Below are 21,837 nucleotides of genomic sequence, written 5' to 3'. Positions count from 1 at the left end.
CGGTCAGGCGTCGTCCGTCTCGCCGCGGCTGCGCCGCAGCGCACGGGCCCGACGGACGTCCTCCTCGTACTTCTTGCGGTCCTTCTCGATCTTCGTGGTGTCGCGCGGAGGCAGCTGGATCTCCTCCTCGGCCGGCAGCCCGGCCTGCAGCTCACGACCCCGCTCGAGCTCGGCGTCGAGCTCGGCGCCGAAGATCAGCGCGAGGTTCGTGATCCACAGCCACAGCAGGAACACGATGACGCCGGCCAGGGAGCCGTACGTGCGGTCATAGTTCGAGAAGTTGGCCACGTAGAGGCCGAACAGCGCCGACGCGATCAGCCACGTCACGATCGCGACCACGGCGCCCACGCTGATCCAGCGGAACCGGGGCTGCTTGACGTTCGGCGTGACGTAGTAGAGCAGCGCCACGATGAGCACCACGACGCACAGCATCACGGGCCACTTGGCGATGTTCCAGACCGTCACGGCGGTCTCGCCGATCCCGAGGGCGTTGCCGACCGCCTCCGCGGCGGGACCGGTGAGCACGAGACTCAGCCCCACGAGCGCGGTGAGCAGGACCGTCACCAGCGTCAGCACCAGCATGACCGGGCGAAGCTTCCAGAACGGACGTCCCTCGTCGATCTCGTAGATGCGGTTCATGCCCCGCGAGAACGCGTTGACGTAGGCCGAGGCCGACCACAGCGCCGCTGCGAGGCCGATGACGAACCCGAGACCCGAGTTCTGGTTCTCACCCAGCTGGCGCAGCGTCGGCTCCAGCGTCTCCGCGGCGCCGGAGGCCCCGACGTCTCGCAGCACCTGGAGCATCGCGTCGACCGTGTCCGCGCTGCGGCCCGTCAGGCCGACGAGCGACAGCACGGCCAGCAGACCGGGGAACAGGGCCAGCACCGAGTAGTACGTCAGCGCGGCCGCCAGGTCGGTCCCCTGGTCCTCGGAGAACTCCCGAGCGGTCTTGCGGAACACGTACATCCACGGCCGCTTCTTGAGCTCCTTCGGCGAGTCGGGGCCGTGCGCCTGACCGGGTTCGGATGCCATCAGCGGCGCCGGCGCAGCGAGCGGAGCACCAGGCTCGCGAGGTACAGCGACAGGAGGCCGCCGGCGAGTGCCAGCACCTCCGGGCGCGGCTTGCCGTCGGAGTCGACGACCTGCGTCTTCGCGGACTCGGTGAACTCGTGCGCGGACTCCTTCGCCCTGGACTTGACGTCGAACTTCGCGGCCAGCTCGTCGACGGTGTCGGCGAGCTGCTCACGGGTGCGCTCGACGTCCTCGCGCAGCACTTCGGATTCGTGGGGTTCGGTCATGGGTTCCTCCGGTTCAGTGATCGCGGGCGTGACGGACGGCGTCGACGTCGGCCTTGACGCTCTCCACCGTCGCCTGGGGCACGGGGGCGCCGGCCTCCTGCACGCGGTTCTTGCCCATGAGGGCGGCGACGCCGGCGATGACGAACAGCACCACCGCGACGATCAGGGCGGCGATCCAGACGTCCATGGCGAGCGACAGTGCCGCGATGATCGCGGCGATCAGCGCGCCGAGGCCGTACAGCGCGATCAGGCCGCCGGCGCCGATGATGCCGGCGCCGACGCCGGCCCGCTTGGCCTTGCTCGAGACCTCGATCTGGGCGAGGCGCATCTCGTCCCGGACGAGCGTCTTGAGATCGTCGGTCAGGCGCGAGATGAGCTCGCCCGTCGAGGCCTCACCACCGGGCTCGTGGTGACTCATCGCCCACCGGCTCCGGTCCCGCCGCCGGTCGTGCCCGAGCCGCCCGTGCCGGAGGTACCGGTGCCGCCCGGAGTCGAGCCGGCGCCGGAGCCGAAGCTGCTGCCGCCGGTGCTGGACCCGGTGCTGCCGGAGCCGGAGCCCGAGCCGCCGAAGCCGGACCCGCTGCTGCCGGAGCTCGAGCCGCTGCCCGAGTCGCTCCCGCCCATTCCCGGCACGTGCTCCTGGGCGGCGTGCTGCGCCTTGTCGGCCACGTCCTGGACCCGCGGGTCCTTCCACAGGCTCTGCGCCTTCTGGACGATCTGGTCGTACCGCTCTCGTCCCGAGCGCGTGCCCAGGACGTATCCGGCCGCGGCACCTACGAGGAACGTCAACTTTCGGGCCATGGTGGCCACCTCCACTCGATCGACTGTGACTCTTGCGTCGAGGGAGTACCCCACCCCTGCGGAGGTATGCGGGGTCAGGCCAGATCGAGGAACTCGTCGAAGACCCGGGTGCCGAACTGCAGCGCGTCGACCGGCACGCGCTCGTCGACGCCGTGGAACAGGGCGGTGAAGTCGAGGTCGGCAGGGAGCCGCAGCGGCACGAACCCGTACGACGTCATGCCGAGCTTGTGCCACGCCTTCGCGTCGGTGCCACCGGACATGAGGAAGGGCGCGACGTGCGCCTCGGGGTCGTGCTTGAGCAGCGACACGGTCATCGCGTCGACGAGGTCGCCCTCGAAGCCGTACTCGAGCGGGATGTCCTGGTGGTACGGCTCGACCCGGACGCCCTCGCCGACGATGTCCTGCACGCGCGACACGAACGTCTCGTGGTGTCCGGGCAGCGGACGTCCGTCGACGTAGGCGACGGCCTCCCCCGGCACGACGTTGTGCTTGTACCCGGCCTGCGCCATCGTCGTGTTGGTCGAGTTCCGCAGGCCGGAGCCGATCATCCGCACGGCGGGGCCGAAGTGCTCGAGGAGCTCGTCGGGCGTGCCCTCGGTGCCGCTCAGCTCGCGCACCTTGTCCAGCAGCAGCCGCATCGAGGGGCCGGGCTCGAGGGGCCACTCGTGCTCGCCGATGCGGACGAGCGCCCGGGCGAGGTGGGTGATCGCGTTGTCGGGGTTGGCCATCGAGCCGTGGCCGGCCGTGCCGGTGGCGGTGAGGCGCAGCCAGGCGATGCCCTTCTCCCCCGACTCCAGCAGGTAGAGGCGCTTGCCGGCGACCTCGGTGGAGAAGCCGCCGACCTCGCCGACGGCCTCGGTGCAGCCCTCGAACCACTCGGGGTGCTCGGCCACGAGCCAGTGGGCGCCGAGCTGTCCGCCGGCCTCCTCGTCGGCCGTGAAGACCAGCAGGATCGGGCGGGCGGGGATGCGGCCGGCACGCTGGCGCTCGCGCACCACGGCCAGCAGGATCGCGTCGAAGTCCTTCATGTCCACGGCGCCGCGGCCCACGACGTAGTCGTCGACGATCTCGGCGGCGAACGGGTCGACCGACCAGTCCGACGCCTGCGCCGGCACCACGTCGAGGTGGCCGTGGACCACGAGCCCGGGGCGCGAGGAGGTCTGGTCGCCCCACCGCGCCAGCACCGAGGCGCGTCCGGACTCCGACTCGAGGATGGTCGACTCGATGCCGACCTCGGCGAGGCTGGCGGCGACGTACTCGGCGGCGGCGCGCTCGCCCGGGCCCGAGGAGTCACCGTAGTTGGACGTGTCGATCCGGATCAGGTCACGGCAGAGGTCAACGACCTCGTTCTCGGCGGCGGACATGCGTCCAGCCTAGTCAGGCCAGCAGACGCCGCAGGACCGTCGAGACCATCAGGCCCAGCAGCCGCCGGGTGACCGGGTCGAGGAGGCGCGGCACGCCGATGACGCTCACGTCCTCGTCCCACGTGACGACCGACCCCGTGCCGTGCGGCTCGACGGTGATCGAGGCCCTCCCCCGGACGACGCGTCCCCGCTTCACGAGGTCGACGCGGCGCGGCGGCTCCCACGCCGTCACGTCCATCGGGTCGTCGAAGCCGACGGGTCCGATCGCGGTCCGGGCGGTGAAGCCGTCGGGCCGCGTGGTGATCGTCGTGAGGGGCACGCGGTGGCGCTCCCAATCGGTCACCCGAGCGAACGCCGACTCGACGTCGTGGTGTGACGTGTACCTCACTACCGTCCTGGCCATACGGACAGCGTAGAGTTGAATCCATGTTCAACAAGGGCACCATGCCGTTCTCCTCGGTCGCCGACGTCAAGGCGCGCCTGGCCACGGCCGGCTACCTGGCCTCGGACGCCGTCGCCACCACCGTCTTCCTCGCCAGCGAGCTGGGCAAGCCGCTGCTCGTCGAGGGCCCCGCCGGCGTCGGCAAGACCGAGCTCTCGCGCGCGGTCGCCCAGGCCTGCGGCGCCGAGCTCGTCCGCCTCCAGTGCTACGAGGGCGTCGACGAGTCGCGCGCGATCTACGAGTGGAACCACGCGAAGCAGCTGCTGCGCATCTCGGCCGGACAGGACGAGACGTGGAGCGAGGCGAAGTCGGACATCTTCTCCGAGGAGTTCCTGCTGCCGCGCCCGCTGCTCTCGGCGATCCGCAACGAGGGCCCCACGGTGCTGCTCATCGACGAGACCGACAAGGCCGACGTCGAGATCGAGGGTCTGCTGCTGGAGGTCCTGGGCGACTTCCAGATCACGATCCCCGAGCTCGGCACCGTGACGGCGACCCAGCGCCCCTTCGTGGTGCTGACCTCGAACGCGACCCGCGAGCTGAGCGAGGCGCTGCGCCGCCGCTGCCTGTTCCTGCACATCGAGTTCCCCTCGGCCGACCTGGAGCGCGACATCGTCGCCCTGAAGGTGCCCGACCTCGACCAGGCGCTCGCCGACTCGGTGGTCCGCGTCGTCAACGCCCTGCGCGCGATGCCGCTGCGCAAGGCCCCCTCGGTCTCCGAGACGCTCGACTGGGCGCGCACCCTCGTGGCCCTCGGCGCCGACACCCTGACCTCCGAGGTCGTCTCGGAGAGCCTCGGCGTCGTGCTCAAGCACAACGACGACATCGACAAGGCCCGCGCGAAGCTGGACCTGGACGCCGTTCTCTCATGAGCACCCAGGTCGCCACCCGGCTGGTCGAGTTCGTCGAGGCGCTGCGCGTCAAGGGCGTCAACGCCGGGCCCAGCGAGACGATCGACGCGGCCGACGTCATGCGCGTGCTGGGCCTCGACGACCGCGATCTGCTCCGCGAGGGCCTCGCCGCTGCGCTCGTGCGCCGCGGCGGTCAGCGCGACGTCTTCGACCAGACCTTCGACCTGTTCTTCCCGATCGGCGTGGGCCGTCCCGAGGCCGCCCGCGACGCCGACGAGGACCTCGACGTCCAGCAGATCCGCGAGCTGCTGCTCATGGCGCTGCTCGACCGCGACCCGCGCACGCTGGCTCAGATCGCGGAGATCGCCGTCGACGTGCTCGGCGAGGTGGGCCAGCCCGGCACCGAGACCGCCGGCTGGTCGGCCTACCAGACCATCGACCGGCTCCAGCCCCAGACGCTCATCGCCGCCGCCATGGCGATGCGTCCCGGTGGCGGTTCGGGCCAGGGCGGGCAGGGCCTCGGCACGCAGTTCACCGACCGCCTCGCCCGCGACGAGGTCCGTCAGGGCGTCGAGGCCTTCCGCGAGATGGTGCAGGCCGAGGCCCGGCGTCGCTCCGCCGAGCTGCGTGGCCGCGAGCTCGTCGCCCGCCACGCCGTGCGCTCGTCACGCGACCGCGTGGACTTCCTCAGCGCGAACCGCCAGCAGCTCGAGGAGCTGCGCCGCTCGGTGCAGCCCCTCGCGCGCGTGCTGGCCACGCGCCTGTCCGCCCGTCGCCGGCGTCGCCGCCGCGGGAAGATCGACATGCGCCGCACGCTGCGCCGCGCGATGGGCACCGGCGGCGTCCCGATGCGACCCGTGTTCGAGAAGCCGCGTCCCAGCCGCCCCGAGCTCGTCCTGCTGTGCGACGTCTCGGGCTCGGTCGCGGGCTTCTCCAACTTCACGATGCTGCTGACGCAGGCACTGAGCGCGCAGTTCAGCAAGGTCCGCGTCTTCGCCTTCGTCAACGCCATGGCCGAGGTCACCGAGATCGTCCGCGACGGCGCGGTCTCCGGTGGCGCCGAGATCGAGCCGCGCATCCGCGCCGAGGCGAAGATCACGAAGTGGCACACGAGCAGCGACTACGGCGAAGCCTTCCTGGACTTCCAGGAGTTCTTCCTCGACGCGGTCGGCCCGCGCACCGCGGTGCTGATCCTGGGCGATGCGCGCAACAACAACCAGAACCCGCGCTTCGACGCCCTGCACGAGATCGCGATGCGGTCGCGACGGACTTACTGGCTCAATCCCGAGCACCACACGCGGTGGGGTCTGGGCGACTCCGAGGCGCTGGCCTACGCTGAGATCGTCCCCATGCACGAGTGCGCGAACGTCGATCAGCTGACGCACTTCGTCACCCGCCTGCTGCCGGTCTGATCGAGGAGCCGCCATGCGCATCCTGTCCCGAGTCGCGGTGCTGGCGGTGGTGGCCCTCGCCCTCACGGCGTGCGGTGGCGAGGACGACTCCCCCGGCTCCGACTCGCCGACGTCGGCGACGCCGGCCCCGAGCCGCGGCGTGCCGTCCGGCGTCGAGGAGCGACTCGACTCCCCCGCGGGCGTCGTCGTCGGCGAGGAGGGACGCATCCACGTGGTGACGTACGGCAGCAGCACGAATCCCGCGATCGTCCGCCAGGCCAGTGCCGAGGGCCAGACCGTCACGGTGCAGGTGAGCGCGGTCGAGGGCCGCCCGGCGACGATGGACTACGTGCCGACCACGTCGACGTTCGACCTGCCCGAGGGCGTCGACCGCGACGAGCCGGTCACGTTCGTCCTCGGCGACTTCGGCACGGTCGAGCTCGAGGTGATCGAGCCCGGCAACCAGGCCTGGGTCGAACGCGAGGAGTGAGTCAGCGCACCGGCACCCGCTCGCGGCGCCGCAGCAGGCGTCCGAGCGCGTCCTGCACGGGCGCCTGGCCCAGCAGCACGCCCGCCAGCACCAGCAGCATGCCGATCGCCTGCACGGGGCCGAAGATCTCGTGCGCCAGGGCCACGCCCAGCACCGTGCCGGCCACCGGGTTCAGCAGGCCGATGAGCGACACCGACGCGGCCGGCATCCGCTGCAGGCCCCGGAACCACAGGTAGTTCGCCAGGCCCGTGGCCACGAGGCCGATGTAGAGGAAGCCCAGCACGGCCGGCGCGTCCAGCGCGGGCGGCGGCCCCTCCACGACGAGCGCGACGGGCAGCAGGAGCAGGCCGCCGGCGACGAGCTGCCAGGCCGTGAGGGTGAGCAGGTCGACCGGGGCGGTCCACCGCTTGAGCAGCACGTAGCCGAACGACGACATCACCACGGCGCCGAGCGAGGCGGCGACCCCGACCATGTCGACCGCGAAGCCGGCCCTCAGGACGAGCAGGGCGACCCCGGCGATGCCGAGGACGGCCGCACCGAGCGAGGCGAGCCGTGGGCGCTCGGCGATCAGCAGCCACGCCACGAGCATCATCGCGATGGGCGCCGTGGCCGTCAGCGTCGCCGCCAGCCCGCTGGGCAGCCGGTAGGCCGCCACGAAGATCAGGGCGAAGAACGCGCCGATGTTGAGCGTGCCGAGCAGCAGGGCGCGCCACCACCACGAGCCGCTGGGCAGGGTCGGCCGCAGCGCGAGCAGCAGCAGCCCGACCGGGAGCGCCCGCATCAGGGCCCCGAACAGCGGACGATCGGGCGGGAGGAAGGCGCCGGTGACGTAGTACGTCGATCCCCACGCGACGGGTGCGACCGCGGTCAGCAGGGGCGTCGTCCACTTCGCGTCCACGGGTGGTTCAAGGCGTTCCGGCGTCGGGCTATTCCTGCGCTCTCGACCTACGATCGGCACATGACCCGGCTCAGCGCGATCCATGCCGACATCACGACGCTGGAGGTCGACGCGATCGTCAACGCCGCGAACAACGCCATGCGCGGCGGTGGCGGCGTCGACGGCGCGATCCACGCCGCGGGCGGCCCCGCCGTGCTGGCCGACTGCGTCGCCCGGTTCCCCGTTGGTCTCGCGACCGGTGACGCCGGCTGGACCACTGCGGGTGACCTGCCCGCGCGCTGGATCATCCACACCGTCGGGCCGAACCGCCATGCCGGTCAGACCGACGTCGCCCTGCTCGAGTCCTGCTACCGGCGCTCGCTGGAGGTCGCCGACGATCTCGGCGCCCGTGAGGTCGCGTTCCCGCTCATCGGGGCCGGCGTCTACGGGTGGTCGAAGGCCGACTCGGTCGCAGCGGCCGTCCGTGCGGTGCACGCGGGCACGTTCGGCGTCGAGCACGTCCTCCTGGTCGGCTACGACGACGCGGCCCGCCGCGAGATCGAGGCGGCGCTCGACTGAGTGAGACGGTTGACTGTCCCCATGGCCACCCGACTCCTCCTGCTCGCTGACACCCACCTGCCCAAGCGCGCGAAGGACCTGCCGGACGAGGTCTGGGCCGCCGTCGACGAGGCGGACGTCGTCGTTCACGCGGGCGACTGGGTCGACGTGGACACCTTGGACGCCCTCGAGGCCCGGTCCGCGCGGCTGCTCGCGGTGTACGGCAACAACGACCACGGCGTCCTGCGCGAGCGGCTGCCGCTCGTCGCCCACTCCGAGATCGAGGGCATGCGGTTCGCGGTCGTCCACGAGACCGGCGACGCGAAGGGCCGCGAGGCGCGCTGCAGTGCCGAGTACCCCGACGCCGACGTGCTGGTCTTCGGGCACAGCCACATCCCGTGGGACACCACGACGGCGTCGGGACTGCGCCTGCTCAACCCGGGGTCCCCCACCGACCGCCGGCGCCAGCCGTTCTGCACGTACATGACCGCGGTCGCCGACGCGGGGACCCTGCGCGACGTCCGGCTCCACGAGCTGCCGCCGAGGACACCCGCCCGGCGGCGGTGAGCCCGGTGTTCCTGCTCGTCCCCAGTCCGCTGCTCGGCCCGGCCACGTGGCGACCGGTCGAGGACTGGCTGTTCGCGCAGGGGCACGAGGCGAGCACGGTCGACCTCGGGTCCGGGCCGCGCACGCCGGAGGGCGTGGTCGAGTCCGTGAGGGCGGCCGCCGGCGACCGGTCGGTCGTCCTCGTCCCGCACAGCAATGCGGGGCTGTACGCGGCACACCTGGGCACCGTCCTGTCCGTCACGGGCACCGTCTACGTCGACGCGGCACTGCCCGAGCCCACGGCGACCGAGGCCCGGCTCGCCCCTCAGGCGTTCCTCGGCTTCCTGCGCGACCTCGAGGACCCCGACGGCACGCTGCCGCCCTGGACCCAGTGGTGGCCCGCCGTCGACCACCTCTTCCCCGACCCGGGCACGCGAGCCGCCGTCGAGCGCGAGCAGCCGCGGGTGCCGCTCGCCTACTTCACGCGCACCGTCCCCGTGCCCGAGCGTTGGACCGAGCGACCGGCCGCCTACCTCGCCTTCGGCGACACCTACGCGGATGAGTACGAGCTCGCTGCCGCGTCGGGTTGGCCCGTCCGGCGCCTCGACGGCTCCCACCTGCACCAGCTGATCGACCCTGGGGCCGTTGGCGCCGCGGTGGCCGCCCTCGCCGAGGCTGCCTCCAGCTGACGCTTCGACCTCACGTTCGGAATCTGTCGGTGGCACCCACTAGGTTGGGCTTCATGGACTTGAGCCGAGCGGTGGTCACGGGTGACGCGGTGCGTCGCGCACGTGCGATCGCGGAGTTCGAGGAGTGGGAGTTCGTGGTCTCCCACCATGCGATGCGGGTGGCCGAGATCGACCGCGTCGATGACATCCCGCTGTCGAAGGATCTGGCCCGGCGTGAGGTCACACTCGACCTGGCGCGAGCGCTGCGGACCACCGAGCACCAGGTGTGGGGCATGGTCCACGAGGCCGACACGCTGCAGACGCGGGCGCCGGGGGTGTGGGAGTCGTTCCGGTCCGGTGACATCGACGCCGACCGCACGTCCGCGATCGCCTCGACGGCCGAGCGGCTCCAGACGCGTGAGGCGTGGGCGGCGCTGGAGCACTCGGCTCCGGAGTACGCGGCTACTCACACGCTGGCCGAGCTGCGGTCGTGGCTGCGTCGGCTGCGGGCACGGCTCGAGCCCGAGGAGACGCAGGCCGAGGCCGACCGTGCGGTCGAGCAGCGACGCGTCTCGATCACCCACAACGACGACGGCACGTCGTGGTTCAACGCGCTGCTGCCCACCGGGCTGGCGATCGCGATCGGCGAACGGCTGCGCAAGGCCGCCCGCGCGATCCCGACGATCGACCCCGTCACGGGTGAGCGCGACCGCCGCACCCGCGACCAGAAGCAGGCCGACCTCGTCGCCGACTGGCTGACCTCCAACACCGGGACCGTCGGCGACCTCCGTGCCGAGATCGCCATCAGCATCAGCGCCACCGACCTGCTCGGCTACACCAACGGCCCCGGCCTCACCCTCGACGGCGAGCCCGTCGGCGCCGCATGGGTCCGCGAGCTCGCCACCTCCGAGCACGCCGTGCTCCGACGGCTGGTCCTCGACCCCCTCGGACACGTCCTCGACACCCAAGTCCTCACCTACCGACCACCCGAATCACTCCGCCAAGCACTGCACTGGCGCGACGGCACCTGTCGAGTCGCCGGCTGCCGAGCCCCCGTCCACGAGACCGACCTCGACCACGCGAAGGCCTACGACTCCGGCGGATCCACCAGCGGAACCAACCTCCGCTGCCTCTGTCGAAAACACCACAACATGAAGTCCCACGGTCACTTCCACGACCGCCACCTCGACGCGCCCCTGAGCCGCCACGAGCGCTACCGAGTCCTGTGACCCTTGCTACACCCGGGGTGCGTCGAGGGTGAGCGCGGATGGGAGTACCTTTGCTGAGGCTGCCCTAAGCCGGGCTGCACGAAACCGAAGGTGAGTCATGCTCGGAACGTTCCTGATCGGCCTGCGCGAGGGCCTCGAGGCCTCGCTCGTCGTCGGCATCCTCATCGCCTACGTCCGCAAGATCGGGCGCGACGACGTGGTGCCCCGCATCTGGGCCGGCGTGGCGATCGCGGTCGCGCTGTCGCTCGGCCTCGGCGCCCTGCTGACCTTCGGGACCTACGGGCTGAGCTTCGAGGCGCAGGAGATCATCGGCGGCACCCTGTCGATCCTCGCCGTCGGGCTCGTCACCTGGATGATCTTCTGGATGGCCCGCACGGCCCGCGGTCTCAAGAGCGAGCTCGAGCACCAGGTCGACGCGCGCCTCGACGGTCCCGGATGGGGACTGGTCGCGATCGGCTTCGTCGCCGTCGCCCGCGAGGGACTGGAGACCGCGCTGTTCCTCTGGAGCGCCGTCCGGTCCAGCGGTGACGCTCCCCTGGCCTGGATCGGGGCCGTCCTCGGCCTGCTCGCCGCCGTGGCGATCGGCTGGCTGATCTACCGCGGCATCGTGCGGATCAACCTCGGGACGTTCTTCACCTGGACCGGCGCACTGCTGATCGTCGTCGCCGCCGGCATCCTCGCCTACGGCGTGCACGACCTCCAGGAGGCCGGGGTGCTTCCCGGTCCGTGGACCGGCACCACCGGCTGGGCGTTCCAGCTCAGCGACACCATCGACCCCACGGGTCTGCCCGCTGCCCTCCTCAAGGGCACGGTGGGGTTCTCCCCGGACATGACCCAGCTCGAGATCGCCGTCTGGGCGATCTACCTCGTCGTCGTCGGCACCGCGTACGCGCGGGTCGTCGGTCGACCCCGCCGTGCGGCCCGCGCCGCCTCGAACGAAGGAACCCGTGCATGAACCGTCGCTCCCGCTCCACCGTGCTAGCCGTCGCCCTCACCGCGACGCTCGGCCTGAGCGCCTGCGTCAAGAACTCCGAGTCCGGCGACGCCGCGATCGAGGTCTCCAGCACCGCCGATGGCTGCGAGGTCTCGGCGGCGAAGGCCGCCAGCGGCACCATCACGTTCGAGGTGACGAACGACGGCGACAAGATCACGGAGTTCTACCTGCTCGACAGCGACAAGCTGCGGATCATCGGCGAGGTCGAGAACATCGCCCCGGGCACCTCGCGCAACCTCACGGTGCAGGCGCAGCCCGGCGACTACTTCACCGAGTGCAAGCCCGGCATGGTCGGCGACGGCGTCGGGAACGCGGCCTTCACGGTCACCGGCGACGACGTCGCGGTGGACGAGGGCGAGCAGGAGGCCATCGACGCGGCCGTCGACTCCTACACCGCGTACACCAAGGACCAGGTCGGCGAGCTCGTCGGCAACGTCGAGCAGTTCGTGGCCGCCTACGCCTCCGGCGACGACGCGAAGGCGCGCGAGCTCTTCCCGATCACCCGCATCAACTACGAGCGGATCGAGCCCACGGCCGAGCAGTTCGGCGACCTCGACCCGAAGATCGACTACCGCAAGCCCGGCGCCGAGGCCGAGGGCCTGCCGTTCACCGGCTTCCACCGGATCGAGATGGACCTGTGGCTCGACGAGGCTCGCAAGAACTACCCCGACGAGAAGATCGCCCCGCTGGACGCGGCCGCGCGGAAGGAGCTCGGTGAGCAGCTCGTCACCGACATCCAGGCGCTGTACGACAAGGTCCACTCCGACGACTTCGTGCTCTCGATCGGCGACATCACGAACGGCGCCATCGGCCTGCTCGACGAGGTCGCCGCGCCCGACGGCAAGCTCCCGGGCGAGGAGGACGAGTTCAGTCACACCGACCTCTACGACTTCTACGCCAACGTCGAGGGCGCCAAGGTGGCCTACACGTCCGTGCGCGACATCGCCGAGAGCAAGGGCGAGGACGGTGCCCAGCTGGTCACCGACCTCGACGAGCAGTTCGGCTCGATGTTCGCGCTGCTCGAGACGCACGGCGACTACGACAAGGGCTTCGTCTCGTACGACACCGTGGAGCAGCCGCAGCGCAACGAGCTCGGCGCGCAGCTCAACGCCCTGAGCGAGCCGCTGTCGCAGCTCACGCACACCGTCCTCGGGGTCTCCTCGTCATGACCGGCTCGCGGCTGTCGCGCCGGTCGGCCCTCGGGCTGATCGGCGCCGCGGGCGCCGTGGGCGTCACCGGCGGGTTCGCCGCCGGCGCCACCCGCGACGACGCGCCGGCCACCGAGGACCGTGTGGTGCCGTTCCACGGCCCGCACCAGGCCGGCATCACCACGCCCGTGCAGCAGCACCTGTACTTCGCGTCGTTCGACCTGACGTCCACCGCCGACCGCGACGACGTGAGGTCGCTGCTGGCCGACTGGACCGACGCGGCCGCGCGGATGACGCGCGGCGAGGAGGTCACGGCCGAGGGCGCCACCGGCGGTGGCCCCTACAAGCCGCCGGACGACACCGGCGAGGCGCTCGGCCTCTCGGCCCACGCCCTGACCGTGACGTTCGGCTTCGGCCCCAGTCTCTTCGACGACCGCTTCGGTCTCGCCGACCGGCGCCCGCGCGAGCTCGTCGAGCTGCCGTCGTTCGCGTTCGACCTGCTGGAGGACCGCTACAGCGGCGGCGACCTGTGCATCCAGGCGTGCGCCGAGGACCCGCAGGTCGCCGTGCACGCGATCCGCAACCTCTCGCGCATCGCGTTCGGACGGGCGCAGGTGCGCTGGACCCAGCTGGGCTACGGGCGCACGTCCACCACGACGAAGGCGCAGGCCACCCCGCGCAACCTCTTCGGGTTCAAGGACGGCACCGCGAACGTGTTCGGCACCGACACCGCCGACCTCGAGCGGTGGGTGTGGTCCGACGGCTCCGACCAGCCGTGGATGGCGGGCGGCTCGTTCCTCGTGGCCCGCAAGATCGCGATGCTCATCGAGTCGTGGGACCGCGTCCGGCTGGAGGAGCAGGAGGCGATCATCGGTCGCGACAAGGGCGAGGGCGCGCCCCTGTCGGGCGGCCGCGAGTTCACCGACCCCGACTTCGACGTGGTCTCCACGCAGGCTGGCGGTCCGGCGATCCCGATGACCGCGCACATGCGCCTGGCGCACCCCGACCAGAACGGCGGGGCGCGCCTGCTGCGGCGCGGCTACAACTACGTCGAGGGCAACAACGACCTCGGACAGCTCAATGCGGGACTGTTCTTCCTGGCCTACGGACGCTCGCCGCAGCAGTTCATCGACATCCAGCGGTCGCTCGCGACGGATGCACTCAACGAGTACATCCGCCACATCGGCTCAGCCGTCTTCGCGATCCCCCGCGGCATCAGGCCCGGCGGCTCCGTCGGCGACGGGCTCTTCGGCTGAGGCCTGCTCGGCCGCGCGCAGCGCCTGCGGCTTCACTTCGGCGACCTTCGACAGCAGGCCGTTGATGAACTTCGGCGACTCGTCGGTGGACAGCTCGCGGGCCAGCTCGACGGCCTCGCTGATCGCCACCGGATCGGGCACGTCCTCGGCCCACAGGATCTCGTAGACGCCGATCCGCAGCAGGTTGCGGTCGACGGCCGGCATCCGGTCGAGCGACCACGCGTGCGAGTGCTCCTCGAGGAGGGCGTCGATCTGCGCGGCGTGCGCGGCGACGCCCTCGACGAGCCCGACCGTGTACGGATTCACCGGCGGGTCGTTGACCTCGAGGCGGTCGGCCAGCGTGCCGTCGGCCGCCAGGCCGCGGGACTCGGACTCGAAGAGGATGTCCAGGGCCCGCTTGCGGTACTTGGTGCGTGCAGCCATCAGGCCTTCACACGACCGAGGTAGCTGCCGTCGCGCGTGTCGACCTTGACCTTCTCGCCGGAGTCGATGAACAGCGGCACCTGGATCTCCTTGCCGGTCTCCAGGCGGGCGGGCTTGGTGCCGCCGCTGGAGCGGTCGCCCTGCAGGCCCGGGTCGGTGTGCTCGATGACGAGCTCGACCGAGGCCGGCAGCTCGACGTAGAGCACGCGGCCCTCGTTGGTGGCGACGACGGCGTTCTGGTTCTCCAGCAGGTAGTCGACCGTGGTGCCCATCGACTCGGGCGTGACCTCGATCTGGTCGTACGTGGAGATGTCCATGAACACGTAGTTGGTGCCGTCGTTGTACAGGTACTGCATGTCGCGCTTGTCGACCGTGGCCGTCTCGACCTTGGTGCCGGCGTTGAAGGTCTTGTCGAGGGTCTTGCCGGACTCGACGTCCTTGAGCTTCGTACGGACGAAGGCGGGGCCCTTGCCCGGCTTGACGTGCTGGAACTCGGTGACGGCCAACAGCTTTCCGTCGATCTTGAGAACCATGCCGTTCTTGAGGTCGTTCGTGGTTGCCATCAGTCGATCTCCAGGAGTTCCTTGGTGAGGTCGGTGAGCACGTCGGGCTCACCGCCGTGGTCGGGGTCGGTGACGAGGACGGTGTCCTCGATGCGCACGCCCCCACGGCCCGGAAGGTAGATCCCCGGCTCCATCGTCAGGACGGTGCGGCTGACCAGTCTACCGGGGTGCGCGGAGCCGATGAACGGGTCCTCGTGGATCTGCAGCCCGACGCCGTGGCCCAGACCGGTCGTGAAGGCGTCGATCCAGCCCGAGGCCTCCAGCGACGCGCGTGCCGCGGTGTTCGCGTCGGCCACCGGGACGTCCGGTCGCAGGCGGTCGAGACCCGCCGCCTGGGACTCGCGCACGGCGGCGTGGATCTCGCGCTGCCAGTCGGCGGCGGGGCCGAGGACGACCGTGCGGGTGCAGTCGGCGTGGTAGCCGTCGAACCGCGCGCCGAAGTCGATCTTGAGCAGGTCGCCGGCGCGCAGCTCACGGTCGGTCGGCGAGTGGTGCGGGATCGCGGTGTGCTCGCCGGAGGCCAGGATCGTGTCGAACGCCTTGTCCTCGGCGCCGAGCTCGAGCATGCGCCACTCGAGGTCGCGGGCCACCTCGCGCTCGGTGCGGCCGACGAGCGGACCGACCAGCAGGGCCTCGAGTGCCTCGCAGGAGATCTCACAGGCCCGACGCAGCGCGGCGACCTCGGTCTCGTCCTTGACCTCGCGCAGCCGCTCCACGAGCCGACCGGAGGCCTCGGGACGGTCGAGCCGCTGCCACGAGTCGACGTCGAGCAGGTGGGTCTCGGCGACGAGGTCGGCCGGTGCGCGGCCCGCGGCCACCCCGATCAGGTCGCGCGTGATGACGATCTCGACGTCCCCCAGTCCGGCGGCGTCGAGCTCGGCCGCGGCCTGGTCGCGGTAGCGCCCGTCGGTGAGGAACAGCGGCTCGCCCTCGGTGGGCACCAGCGCGGCGCCGTTCGACCCCGTGAAGCCGGTCAGGTAGCGCAGGTTGACCAGGTCGGAGACGTACATCGCGGCATGGCCGCCCTCGGCCAGCAGGCCGCGGAGGCGCTCGAGCCGGCTCGGGTCAGCCACGGACGGCCTCCCAGCTGGCGCGGAGCACGTCCTCGTCGGGACCGGCGAGGATGCGCGGGCTCGCGAGGCCGTCGAGCACGACGAACCGCAGCTGGTCGCCGCGCGTCTTCTTGTCGAGGCGCATCCCGGCGAGCAGCTCCTCGAACGTCGCTCCGTCGTAGCTGGTCGGCAGGCCCACGAGACCCAGCGTGTCACGGTGACGGGCCAGCAGCGCGTCGTCGACCAGGCCGGTGCGGTGGGCGAGCTCGGCCACGAACACCATGCCCACGCTGATCGCCTCGCCGTGGCGCAGGGTGTACCGCTCGTGCCGCTCGATCGCGTGGCCGAGCGTGTGGCCGTAGTTGAGCGCCTCGCGGCCGATCGAGCCGTCGGCGCCGCGCTCGTGAAGGTCGGCGGCGACGGTGCGCGCCTTCACGGCGATGCCGCGGGTGACGAGGTCGGCGAGGAGGTCGTCGGTGGGGTCGAGCGCCCGCTCGGGCGAGGCCTCGACGTCGGTGAGGATGGACGGGTCGGCGATGAAGCCGCACTTCACGACCTCGGCCAGTCCCCCGCGCAGCTCACGCTCGGGCAGCTCCGCGAGCGTGGCGAGGTCGCACAGCACGCCGATCGGCTCGTGGAACGCGCCCACGAGGTTCTTGCCGGCGGCGACGTTGATGCCGGTCTTGCCGCCGACGGCCGCGTCGACCATGCCGAGCACGGTCGTGGGGACCGTGACGAACCGGACGCCGCGCAGCCAGCTGGCCGCGACGAACCCGGCGAGGTCGGTGGTGGCTCCTCCCCCGACGCCGATCACGAGGTCGGAGCGGGTGAAGCCCCGCAGGCCCAGCTGGTCCCAGCAGTGCGCCAGGAACTCGACGGTCTTGGCCTGCTCGCCGTCGGGCGCCTCGATCAGCAGCACCTCGCGGCCGGGCAGGTGCTGCGCGAGACCCTCGGCGACGCCGGCGACGGGTCCGGCGTGGACGATCGCGACGCGCAGCGCGTCGTCGGGCACGAGCGTCTCGAGCTCGGCCATGACGTGGTGCCCGACCACGACCTCGTAGGGCTGGGAGGTCTCGACCGCGACGCGGCGGGTCATCGGCCCAGCTCCGCGAGGACGCGGTCGACGACCTGGTCGGGCGAGAGGTCGTTCGTGTCCACGGTGAACGTCGCGACCTCGTTGTAGAGCGGGCGGCGCGAGTCCATGAGGGCCTTGAGCTGCCCGCGGATGTTGCCCAGCAGCAGCGGGCGGCCGGAGTTCATGCCGACGCGGGCGGCGGCCTGCGCCAGACCCACGTCGAGGTGGGCCACGACGTGGTCGGCCAGCAGCGCGCGGGTGCCGTCGTCCATGACCGCTCCCCCACCCAGTGCGAGCACGCCGTCGTGCGTGCGCAGCGCCTCGGCCACCGCGGCGGCCTCGAGCCGGCGGAAGACGGGCTCGCCACGGCCGACGAAGATGTCCTGCACGCTCTCGCCCTCGGCGGCCTCGACGTCCTGGTCGGTGTCGCGGACCTGCACCCCGAGTCGATCCGCCAGCAGTCCGGCCACCGTGGTCTTCCCGGCGCCGGGCGGACCGACGACCACGACGACCGGGCGGGTGCCGGTCACCGGTGGCTCAGGTTGTCGAGGTAGGAGCGCACGTTGCGGCTGGTCTCGCCGACGGAGTCGCCGCCGAACTTCTCCAGCAGCGCGTCGGCGACGACGAGCGCGACCATGGCCTCGGCGACGATGCCGGCGGCCGGGACCGCGCACACGTCGGAGCGCTGGTGGTGGGCTCGCGTCTCCTCGCCGGTCTGCACGTCGACGGTGCGCAGCGCACGCGGGACGGTGGCGATGGGCTTCATCGCGGCGCGGACGCGCAGCAGCTCACCGGTGGTCATGCCGCCCTCGGTGCCGCCGGCACGGCCGGAGACACGCCGGATGCCCTCGGGCGTCGGCACGATCTCGTCGTGGGCCAGCGAGCCGCGCGTGCGCGCCAGCTCGAAGCCGTCGCCGAGCTCGACGCCCTTGATGGCCTGGATGCCCATGAGCGCGGCCGCGAGGCGGCTGTCGAGACGGCGGTCCCACTGCGTGTGCGAGCCGAGTCCCGGCGGCAGGCCCTCGACGATGACCTCGACGACGCCGCCGAGGGTGTCGCCGTCCTTGTGGGCGGCGTCGACCTCGGCCACCATCAGCTCGGACGTGGCGGGGTCGAAGCAGCGCAGCGGGTCGGCGTCGAGGCGCTCGACGTCGGCGTGGCCCGGCAGCACACCGGCGGGCGCCTTCACGGTGCCCAGCTCGACGACGTGGCTGACGATGCGGGCGCCGGTGGTCTGCGCGATGAACTGCGCGGCGATCTCGCCGAGCGCGACGCGGGCCGCGGTCTCGCGGGCGCTCGCGCGCTCGAGGATCGGGCGGGCCTCGTCGAAGTCGAACTTCTGCATGCCCGCGAGGTCGGCGTGGCCGGGGCGCGGACGCGTCAGCGGGGCGTTGCGCTTGAGACCGGCGAGGGTCTCGGGGTCGACCGGGTCGGCCGCCATGACCTGCTCCCACTTGGGCCACTCGCTGTTGCCGATCCGCATCGCGATCGGGCTGCCGAGCGTGCGCCCGTGGCGGATGCCGCCGATGATCTCGAGCTCGTCGGCCTCGAAGGCCATCCGGGCGCCGCGGCCGTAGCCGAGGCGGCGGCGCGCGAGGGCCGCCTGGATCTCCTTGCTCGTGACCTCCACACCGGCCGGGAGGCCGTCGAGGGTCGCGACGAGTGCGGGGCCGTGTGACTCACCGGCGGTCAACCAACGAAGCATGGGGCGATTCTCTCAGACCCACACCGCGGCGAACGCACCGAGCAGCAGGTACGGACCGAACGCGATCGGGATGTTCCGGCCGAGGCGTCCGCGGACGAGCACCAGCCCGACGACGGCGCCGATGCACAGACCGAAGAACACGCCGTAGTACGTGGCCACGAGACCCAGCGGACCGAGGCCCACGCCCACCACCGCCGACAGCCGCACGTCGCCGTAGCCCATCGGCCCGATCAGGGCGAGGACGAAGTAGAAGCCGAACACCAGCACGTTGCCGATGAGCGCCCCCAGCAGCACCGAGGCGTCGCGCATCAGCAACGCCCCGAGGCCGGTCAGGAGCCACGTGACGACGTACAGCGGCGCGACGATCAGGTACGGCAGGAGGTGGACCTTCCAGTCCACCCACGCCAGCACGGGCGTCGCGGCGGCGATGGGCACCCACACGGGCAGCAGCGCGGGCTCGCTGATCGTCGCGGCGGCGACCCCGGCGAGGACCATCGCGGGCAGCGCGAGCCACAGGCCGAGCCAGCGCGCGCCGGCGAGCTCGGCGTACGGGATCTTCGGCGGCATGTCCGGCTCCGGCTCCCCGGTCGGCTCGGGCAGCCGGGCCAGCATCCGGGGCGAGAGCGCGGCCAGCAGTCCGGCCAGCAGGATCGCGACGACCGAGGCGACGGGAAGGGGCACGAGGTGCACCCTAACGGCTGGCGAGCGCCTCCATGGCCGCCGTCACCAGGACGCCCGGCTCGACCGTGCGCCCGGTCATGAGGTCGACCTGGAGCACCGCCTGGTGAGCCAGCAGGTCGAGTCCGGTGGCGAGCGGGAGGCCCTCGGCCTGGGCCGAGCGCATGAGGCCCGTGGGCCACGGGTCGTAGACGACGTCGAACACCGCGGCGGCCGAGCCGATGAACGCGTGCTCGCGACCCGCGAGGGCGTCGCCGGGCACCGTGGAGACCAACAGGTCGACCGACTCGAGCACGTCGACGTGCAGCGGCACGACCGACACCGCGAGTCCCAGCGACTCGATCACGCTCGCCGTGGCCGCGGCGCGCGCGGTGTCGCGAACGCGCAGCTCGACCTCGCGCGCTCCCAGCCGGGAGCACGAGAGCGCGACCGAGGCGGCCGTCGCGCCCGCGCCGACGATGCGCACGGACGCGAGCGACCCGACACCGACCTCGCGGAGGGCGTTGGCCGCCCCGGGCACGTCGGTGTTCGACGCGGCCCAGCCACCGTCGACCGCCACGAGCGTGTTCGCCACGCCGAGCGCCTCGACGACGGCGTCGCGGCGCGCCGCGAGCGCGGCGGCCTCGCGCTTGAGCGGTGCGGTGACGGAGTAGCCCCGCCAGCCGTCACGGTGCTCCGAGACGAACTCGGTGAGCTCACCCTCCTGCACGTCGAACGCGCCGTAGCTCCAGTCGAGGCCGAGCACCCGGTAGGCCGCGCGGTGCATCGCCGGTGACAGGGAGTGCGCGATCGGCGAGCCGAGGACGGCACACCTCATGTCAGCCGCCGCACGAACCGGCGCCGTACTCGGCCTGGCAGTCCGAGGTGTGCTTGCCGAAGTCCTGGTTGTAGACGACCGAGCCGTCCTTCTTGGCGAAGAAGTACAGCCAGTCGCCGTCCGCCGGGTTCAGCGCCGCCTCGATCGAGGCCTGGCCGGGCGAGCCGATCGGGCCCGGGGGCAGGCCCGCGTGCTGGTACGTGTTGTAGAGCGACGGGTTGGCGCGCTCCTCGGCCGTGGTCCAGACGTCGCCCTTGCGCTCGCTCACGTACGAGACGGTGGAGTCGAGCTGCAGGGGCATGCCCTGGTCGATGCGGTTGTAGAGCACGCGCGCGATCTTGGCGTAGTCCTCGGGCTTCTGGCCCTCGTACTCCAGGATGCTGGCGACGGTCAGGACCTCTTCGCCGTTGAGGCCGAGCGCGGGCGCGCGCGAGCCGATGTCGAGGTCCTTCGCGACCTTGAGCGTCTGCTGGACCATGCGCGTCAGCACGGCCTTCGCGTCGTCGCCCGGCTCGACGAAGTACGTCTCGGGGTAGAGGTAGCCCTCGGGGTTGCCGTTCGCGTAGTCGGGCAGGCCGATCGTCGACGGGTCGTCGAGCGCCGCCTCGAGGTCCTTGGCCTCCAGCTCGGTGTTCTTCGAGATGATCTCGACGATCTGGCCCACGCGGGCGCCCTCGGGCACGGTGAACTTGGCCTGGACGCGCGCCGACGGGTCGACGAGCGCGGTCAGCGCGGCCTCGGCCGACATCTGCTGGCGCAGCGTGTAGGTGCCCGGCTGGATCTTCTGGGCGCGCGCGTCGGTGAGGCTGAGCTGGTAGAACGCCTCGGACGACTTCACGACGTCCTGCTCGGCGAGCAGGCGGGCGATCTGGACGCCGTTCGCGCCGGACGGGATCGTGACCTCGGCCGTGCCGGTGCCCTGGCCCGAGTAGTCCTCGGCGCCGCCCATGCGGTCCATGACGTTGGTGACGACGACGTACCCGCCGATGAGGATGGCGATGACCGCGAGCAGGGCGATCACGTTCTTGATCCCCGACTTCTTCTTCGGGGGCTCCTCCCTGCGACGCGAGCCGGGACGCGCGCGTCTCGGCTCCTCCTCGCCGGTCAGGATCTCCAGACCGCCGTCACTCTCGCTCATGCGTCGTTTCCTTCCGTCGTCACGACCAGCTCGCCGGGCGCGGTTCCGCGCATCTTCTCGGCGTCGATGGCCGACTGCAGAATCACCACGGCTGCTGCCTGGTCGATGACCGATCGTGACGATTTCGTCGTGCGTCCACTCGCGTGCAGCTGGGCCTGGCCCGCCACCGTCGAGAGTCGTTCATCGATCAACCGTACCGAAACCCGCGGAAGCGCGGTGGCGAGTGCCGCCGCGAAGGCCCGCACCTTGACCGCGGCGGGCCCCTCGCGACCGGACAGGCCCAGAGGCAGCCCGACGACGACCTCGAGCGCCTCGTACTCGTCGGCGAGGGCGACGAGACGGCCGATCGCCGCCGGTCCGGCGGGCACCGTCTCGATCGGCGTGGCGATCAGCCCGTCGGGGTCGCACGACGCGACCCCGATCCGGGCGTCGCCGACGTCGACGCCGAGCCGGCGGCCCCTGCGCCAGGTCATCGG

General features: G+C 71.7%; 27 protein-coding genes. 10 read left to right on the top strand and 17 right to left on the bottom strand.

Annotated features, from left to right (window positions below; translation table 11 throughout):
- Window positions 1-3: 3 nt before the first annotated feature.
- The 6 genes from BJ975_RS06060 to BJ975_RS06035 all read right to left on the bottom strand — a co-directional run bounded on the left by BJ975_RS06060 (window position 4) and on the right by BJ975_RS06035 (window position 3,866).
- Window positions 4-1,032: a YihY/virulence factor BrkB family protein gene (locus tag BJ975_RS06060; protein WP_179424284.1), complete on the bottom strand. Its 1,029-nt coding sequence runs from the start codon at window positions 1,030-1,032 to the stop codon at window positions 4-6.
- Entirely contained in the window at window positions 1,032-1,298 is a 267-nt protein-coding gene (locus BJ975_RS06055) for a DUF3618 domain-containing protein (protein WP_179424283.1), read from the bottom strand. Before BJ975_RS06055 ends, BJ975_RS06060 begins: the two co-directional genes overlap by 1 nt.
- 13 nt (window positions 1,299-1,311) lie before the next feature.
- Window positions 1,312-1,716: a phage holin family protein gene (locus BJ975_RS06050; protein WP_179424282.1), complete on the bottom strand. Its 405-nt coding sequence runs from the start codon at window positions 1,714-1,716 to the stop codon at window positions 1,312-1,314.
- Window positions 1,713-2,099 (bottom strand): YtxH domain-containing protein, encoded by a 387-nt coding sequence (locus tag BJ975_RS06045; protein ID WP_179424281.1) that lies wholly within the window; start codon window positions 2,097-2,099, stop codon window positions 1,713-1,715. The genes BJ975_RS06050 and BJ975_RS06045 overlap by 4 nt, the downstream gene beginning before the upstream one ends.
- Before the next feature lie 74 nt (window positions 2,100-2,173).
- On the bottom strand, window positions 2,174-3,463 hold the full coding sequence (locus BJ975_RS06040) for a M20/M25/M40 family metallo-hydrolase (protein ID WP_179424280.1): 1,290 nt from the start codon (window positions 3,461-3,463) through the stop codon (window positions 2,174-2,176).
- A gap of 13 nt (window positions 3,464-3,476) precedes the next feature.
- Window positions 3,477-3,866: an SRPBCC family protein gene (locus tag BJ975_RS06035; RefSeq protein WP_179424279.1), complete on the bottom strand. Its 390-nt coding sequence runs from the start codon at window positions 3,864-3,866 to the stop codon at window positions 3,477-3,479.
- A gap of 23 nt (window positions 3,867-3,889) precedes the next feature.
- Here BJ975_RS06035 and BJ975_RS06030 point away from each other — a divergent pair, with 23 nt between their 5' ends.
- From BJ975_RS06030 to BJ975_RS06020, 3 genes are read left to right on the top strand one after another with little or no spacing between them, the layout of a single operon-like run.
- Window positions 3,890-4,774, top strand: coding sequence for an AAA family ATPase (locus tag BJ975_RS06030; RefSeq protein ID WP_218845746.1), 885 nt, complete (start codon window positions 3,890-3,892; stop codon window positions 4,772-4,774).
- Window positions 4,771-6,165: a VWA domain-containing protein gene (locus BJ975_RS06025; protein WP_179424278.1), complete on the top strand. Its 1,395-nt coding sequence runs from the start codon at window positions 4,771-4,773 to the stop codon at window positions 6,163-6,165. The genes BJ975_RS06030 and BJ975_RS06025 overlap by 4 nt, the downstream gene beginning before the upstream one ends.
- A gap of 13 nt (window positions 6,166-6,178) precedes the next feature.
- A complete protein-coding gene (locus tag BJ975_RS06020) occupies window positions 6,179-6,634 on the top strand; it encodes a hypothetical protein (protein WP_179424277.1) in 456 nt (151 codons plus the stop codon).
- A gap of 1 nt (window position 6,635) precedes the next feature.
- On the opposite strand, the gene BJ975_RS06015 is transcribed toward BJ975_RS06020, so the two are convergent.
- Complete coding sequence (locus BJ975_RS06015; RefSeq protein WP_317628285.1) at window positions 6,636-7,532, bottom strand: EamA family transporter; 897 nt, start codon at window positions 7,530-7,532, stop codon at window positions 6,636-6,638.
- A 60-nt stretch (window positions 7,533-7,592) separates the two neighbouring features.
- Here BJ975_RS06015 and BJ975_RS06010 point away from each other — a divergent pair, with 60 nt between their 5' ends.
- The 7 genes from BJ975_RS06010 (at window position 7,593) to efeB (ending at window position 13,910) form a co-directional block, all read left to right on the top strand.
- Window positions 7,593-8,090 carry a macro domain-containing protein gene (locus BJ975_RS06010; RefSeq protein WP_179424275.1) on the top strand — a complete coding sequence of 166 codons (498 nt, stop codon included), beginning with the start codon at window positions 7,593-7,595 and terminating at the stop codon, window positions 8,088-8,090.
- 21 nt (window positions 8,091-8,111) lie between these two features.
- A complete protein-coding gene (locus BJ975_RS06005) occupies window positions 8,112-8,636 on the top strand; it encodes a metallophosphoesterase family protein (RefSeq protein WP_179424274.1) in 525 nt (174 codons plus the stop codon).
- A 5-nt stretch (window positions 8,637-8,641) separates the two neighbouring features.
- Window positions 8,642-9,304, top strand: coding sequence for a hypothetical protein (locus tag BJ975_RS06000; RefSeq protein WP_179424273.1), 663 nt, complete (start codon window positions 8,642-8,644; stop codon window positions 9,302-9,304).
- Between the two features lie 53 nt (window positions 9,305-9,357).
- Entirely contained in the window at window positions 9,358-10,512 is a 1,155-nt protein-coding gene (locus BJ975_RS05995) for an HNH endonuclease signature motif containing protein (RefSeq protein WP_179424272.1), read from the top strand.
- Window positions 10,513-10,609: 97 nt separating this feature from the next.
- Window positions 10,610-11,467 carry an iron uptake transporter permease EfeU gene (gene efeU / locus BJ975_RS05990; RefSeq protein WP_179424271.1) on the top strand — a complete coding sequence of 286 codons (858 nt, stop codon included), beginning with the start codon at window positions 10,610-10,612 and terminating at the stop codon, window positions 11,465-11,467.
- Entirely contained in the window at window positions 11,464-12,675 is a 1,212-nt protein-coding gene (gene efeO / locus BJ975_RS05985) for an iron uptake system protein EfeO (protein WP_179424270.1), read from the top strand. Before efeU ends, efeO begins: the two co-directional genes overlap by 4 nt.
- Window positions 12,672-13,910 (top strand): iron uptake transporter deferrochelatase/peroxidase subunit, encoded by a 1,239-nt coding sequence (gene efeB / locus BJ975_RS05980; RefSeq protein ID WP_179424269.1) that lies wholly within the window; start codon window positions 12,672-12,674, stop codon window positions 13,908-13,910. Before efeO ends, efeB begins: the two co-directional genes overlap by 4 nt.
- On the opposite strand, the gene nusB is transcribed toward efeB, so the two are convergent.
- From nusB to ruvX, 10 genes are read right to left on the bottom strand one after another with little or no spacing between them, the layout of a single operon-like run.
- Window positions 13,842-14,333, bottom strand: a complete 492-nt coding sequence (gene nusB / locus BJ975_RS05975; RefSeq protein WP_179424268.1) for a transcription antitermination factor NusB — start codon at window positions 14,331-14,333, stop codon at window positions 13,842-13,844. The two genes, efeB and nusB, sit on opposite strands and share 69 nt — an antisense overlap.
- A complete protein-coding gene (gene efp, locus BJ975_RS05970; RefSeq protein WP_425545978.1) occupies window positions 14,333-14,899 on the bottom strand; it encodes an elongation factor P in 567 nt (188 codons plus the stop codon). Before efp ends, nusB begins: the two co-directional genes overlap by 1 nt.
- The gene (locus tag BJ975_RS17090) at window positions 14,896-15,969 is read right to left on the bottom strand and encodes a M24 family metallopeptidase (protein ID WP_179424266.1); all 1,074 of its coding nucleotides are present in this window, start codon (window positions 15,967-15,969) and stop codon (window positions 14,896-14,898) included. Before BJ975_RS17090 ends, efp begins: the two co-directional genes overlap by 4 nt.
- Complete coding sequence (gene aroB, locus BJ975_RS05960; RefSeq protein ID WP_179424265.1) at window positions 15,962-17,044, bottom strand: 3-dehydroquinate synthase; 1,083 nt, start codon at window positions 17,042-17,044, stop codon at window positions 15,962-15,964. The genes BJ975_RS17090 and aroB overlap by 8 nt, the downstream gene beginning before the upstream one ends.
- A complete protein-coding gene (locus tag BJ975_RS05955; RefSeq protein ID WP_179424264.1) occupies window positions 17,041-17,553 on the bottom strand; it encodes a shikimate kinase in 513 nt (170 codons plus the stop codon). The genes aroB and BJ975_RS05955 overlap by 4 nt, the downstream gene beginning before the upstream one ends.
- A complete protein-coding gene (gene aroC, locus BJ975_RS05950) occupies window positions 17,550-18,728 on the bottom strand; it encodes a chorismate synthase (RefSeq protein WP_179424263.1) in 1,179 nt (392 codons plus the stop codon). Before aroC ends, BJ975_RS05955 begins: the two co-directional genes overlap by 4 nt.
- 12 nt (window positions 18,729-18,740) lie before the next feature.
- The gene (locus BJ975_RS05945; RefSeq protein WP_179424262.1) at window positions 18,741-19,409 is read right to left on the bottom strand and encodes a prepilin peptidase; all 669 of its coding nucleotides are present in this window, start codon (window positions 19,407-19,409) and stop codon (window positions 18,741-18,743) included.
- A 10-nt stretch (window positions 19,410-19,419) separates the two neighbouring features.
- On the bottom strand, window positions 19,420-20,223 hold the full coding sequence (locus tag BJ975_RS05940; RefSeq protein WP_179424261.1) for a shikimate dehydrogenase: 804 nt from the start codon (window positions 20,221-20,223) through the stop codon (window positions 19,420-19,422).
- A 1-nt stretch (window position 20,224) separates the two neighbouring features.
- A complete protein-coding gene (gene mltG, locus BJ975_RS05935; protein ID WP_179424260.1) occupies window positions 20,225-21,361 on the bottom strand; it encodes an endolytic transglycosylase MltG in 1,137 nt (378 codons plus the stop codon).
- On the bottom strand, window positions 21,358-21,834 hold the full coding sequence (gene ruvX, locus BJ975_RS05930) for a Holliday junction resolvase RuvX (protein ID WP_179424259.1): 477 nt from the start codon (window positions 21,832-21,834) through the stop codon (window positions 21,358-21,360). The genes mltG and ruvX overlap by 4 nt, the downstream gene beginning before the upstream one ends.
- Between the last annotated feature and the right edge of the window lie 3 nt (window positions 21,835-21,837).

The sequence above is a fragment of the Aeromicrobium tamlense genome (genome assembly GCF_013408555.1).
Lineage (GTDB): Bacteria > Actinomycetota > Actinomycetes > Propionibacteriales > Nocardioidaceae > Aeromicrobium > Aeromicrobium tamlense.
This window is presented reverse-complemented; position numbering and strand designations above follow the sequence as displayed.

What these genes read in the sequence shown, in the direction of transcription:
- efeO (WP_179424270.1), top strand. Translation starts at nt 11,464, where the DNA reads ATGAACCGTCGCTCCCGCTCCACCGTGCTAGCCGTCGCCCTCACCGCG.
- nusB (WP_179424268.1), bottom strand. Translation starts at nt 14,333, where the DNA reads ATGGCTGCACGCACCAAGTACCGCAAGCGGGCCCTGGACATCCTCTTC.
- BJ975_RS06005 (WP_179424274.1), top strand. Translation starts at nt 8,112, where the DNA reads ATGGCCACCCGACTCCTCCTGCTCGCTGACACCCACCTGCCCAAGCGC.
- BJ975_RS06045 (WP_179424281.1), bottom strand. Translation starts at nt 2,099, where the DNA reads ATGGCCCGAAAGTTGACGTTCCTCGTAGGTGCCGCGGCCGGATACGTC.
- BJ975_RS05995 (WP_179424272.1), top strand. Translation starts at nt 9,358, where the DNA reads ATGGACTTGAGCCGAGCGGTGGTCACGGGTGACGCGGTGCGTCGCGCA.
- aroC (WP_179424263.1), bottom strand. Translation starts at nt 18,728, where the DNA reads ATGCTTCGTTGGTTGACCGCCGGTGAGTCACACGGCCCCGCACTCGTC.
- BJ975_RS06025 (WP_179424278.1), top strand. Translation starts at nt 4,771, where the DNA reads ATGAGCACCCAGGTCGCCACCCGGCTGGTCGAGTTCGTCGAGGCGCTG.
- BJ975_RS06060 (WP_179424284.1), bottom strand. Translation starts at nt 1,032, where the DNA reads ATGGCATCCGAACCCGGTCAGGCGCACGGCCCCGACTCGCCGAAGGAG.
- efeU (WP_179424271.1), top strand. Translation starts at nt 10,610, where the DNA reads ATGCTCGGAACGTTCCTGATCGGCCTGCGCGAGGGCCTCGAGGCCTCG.
- BJ975_RS06010 (WP_179424275.1), top strand. Translation starts at nt 7,593, where the DNA reads ATGACCCGGCTCAGCGCGATCCATGCCGACATCACGACGCTGGAGGTC.
- BJ975_RS05940 (WP_179424261.1), bottom strand. Translation starts at nt 20,223, where the DNA reads ATGAGGTGTGCCGTCCTCGGCTCGCCGATCGCGCACTCCCTGTCACCG.
- BJ975_RS06050 (WP_179424282.1), bottom strand. Translation starts at nt 1,716, where the DNA reads ATGAGTCACCACGAGCCCGGTGGTGAGGCCTCGACGGGCGAGCTCATC.
- BJ975_RS06055 (WP_179424283.1), bottom strand. Translation starts at nt 1,298, where the DNA reads ATGACCGAACCCCACGAATCCGAAGTGCTGCGCGAGGACGTCGAGCGC.
- efeB (WP_179424269.1), top strand. Translation starts at nt 12,672, where the DNA reads ATGACCGGCTCGCGGCTGTCGCGCCGGTCGGCCCTCGGGCTGATCGGC.
- BJ975_RS06020 (WP_179424277.1), top strand. Translation starts at nt 6,179, where the DNA reads ATGCGCATCCTGTCCCGAGTCGCGGTGCTGGCGGTGGTGGCCCTCGCC.
- BJ975_RS06040 (WP_179424280.1), bottom strand. Translation starts at nt 3,463, where the DNA reads ATGTCCGCCGCCGAGAACGAGGTCGTTGACCTCTGCCGTGACCTGATC.
- BJ975_RS06035 (WP_179424279.1), bottom strand. Translation starts at nt 3,866, where the DNA reads ATGGCCAGGACGGTAGTGAGGTACACGTCACACCACGACGTCGAGTCG.
- aroB (WP_179424265.1), bottom strand. Translation starts at nt 17,044, where the DNA reads ATGACCCGCCGCGTCGCGGTCGAGACCTCCCAGCCCTACGAGGTCGTG.
- ruvX (WP_179424259.1), bottom strand. Translation starts at nt 21,834, where the DNA reads ATGACCTGGCGCAGGGGCCGCCGGCTCGGCGTCGACGTCGGCGACGCC.
- BJ975_RS06030 (WP_218845746.1), top strand. Translation starts at nt 3,890, where the DNA reads ATGTTCAACAAGGGCACCATGCCGTTCTCCTCGGTCGCCGACGTCAAG.
- mltG (WP_179424260.1), bottom strand. Translation starts at nt 21,361, where the DNA reads ATGAGCGAGAGTGACGGCGGTCTGGAGATCCTGACCGGCGAGGAGGAG.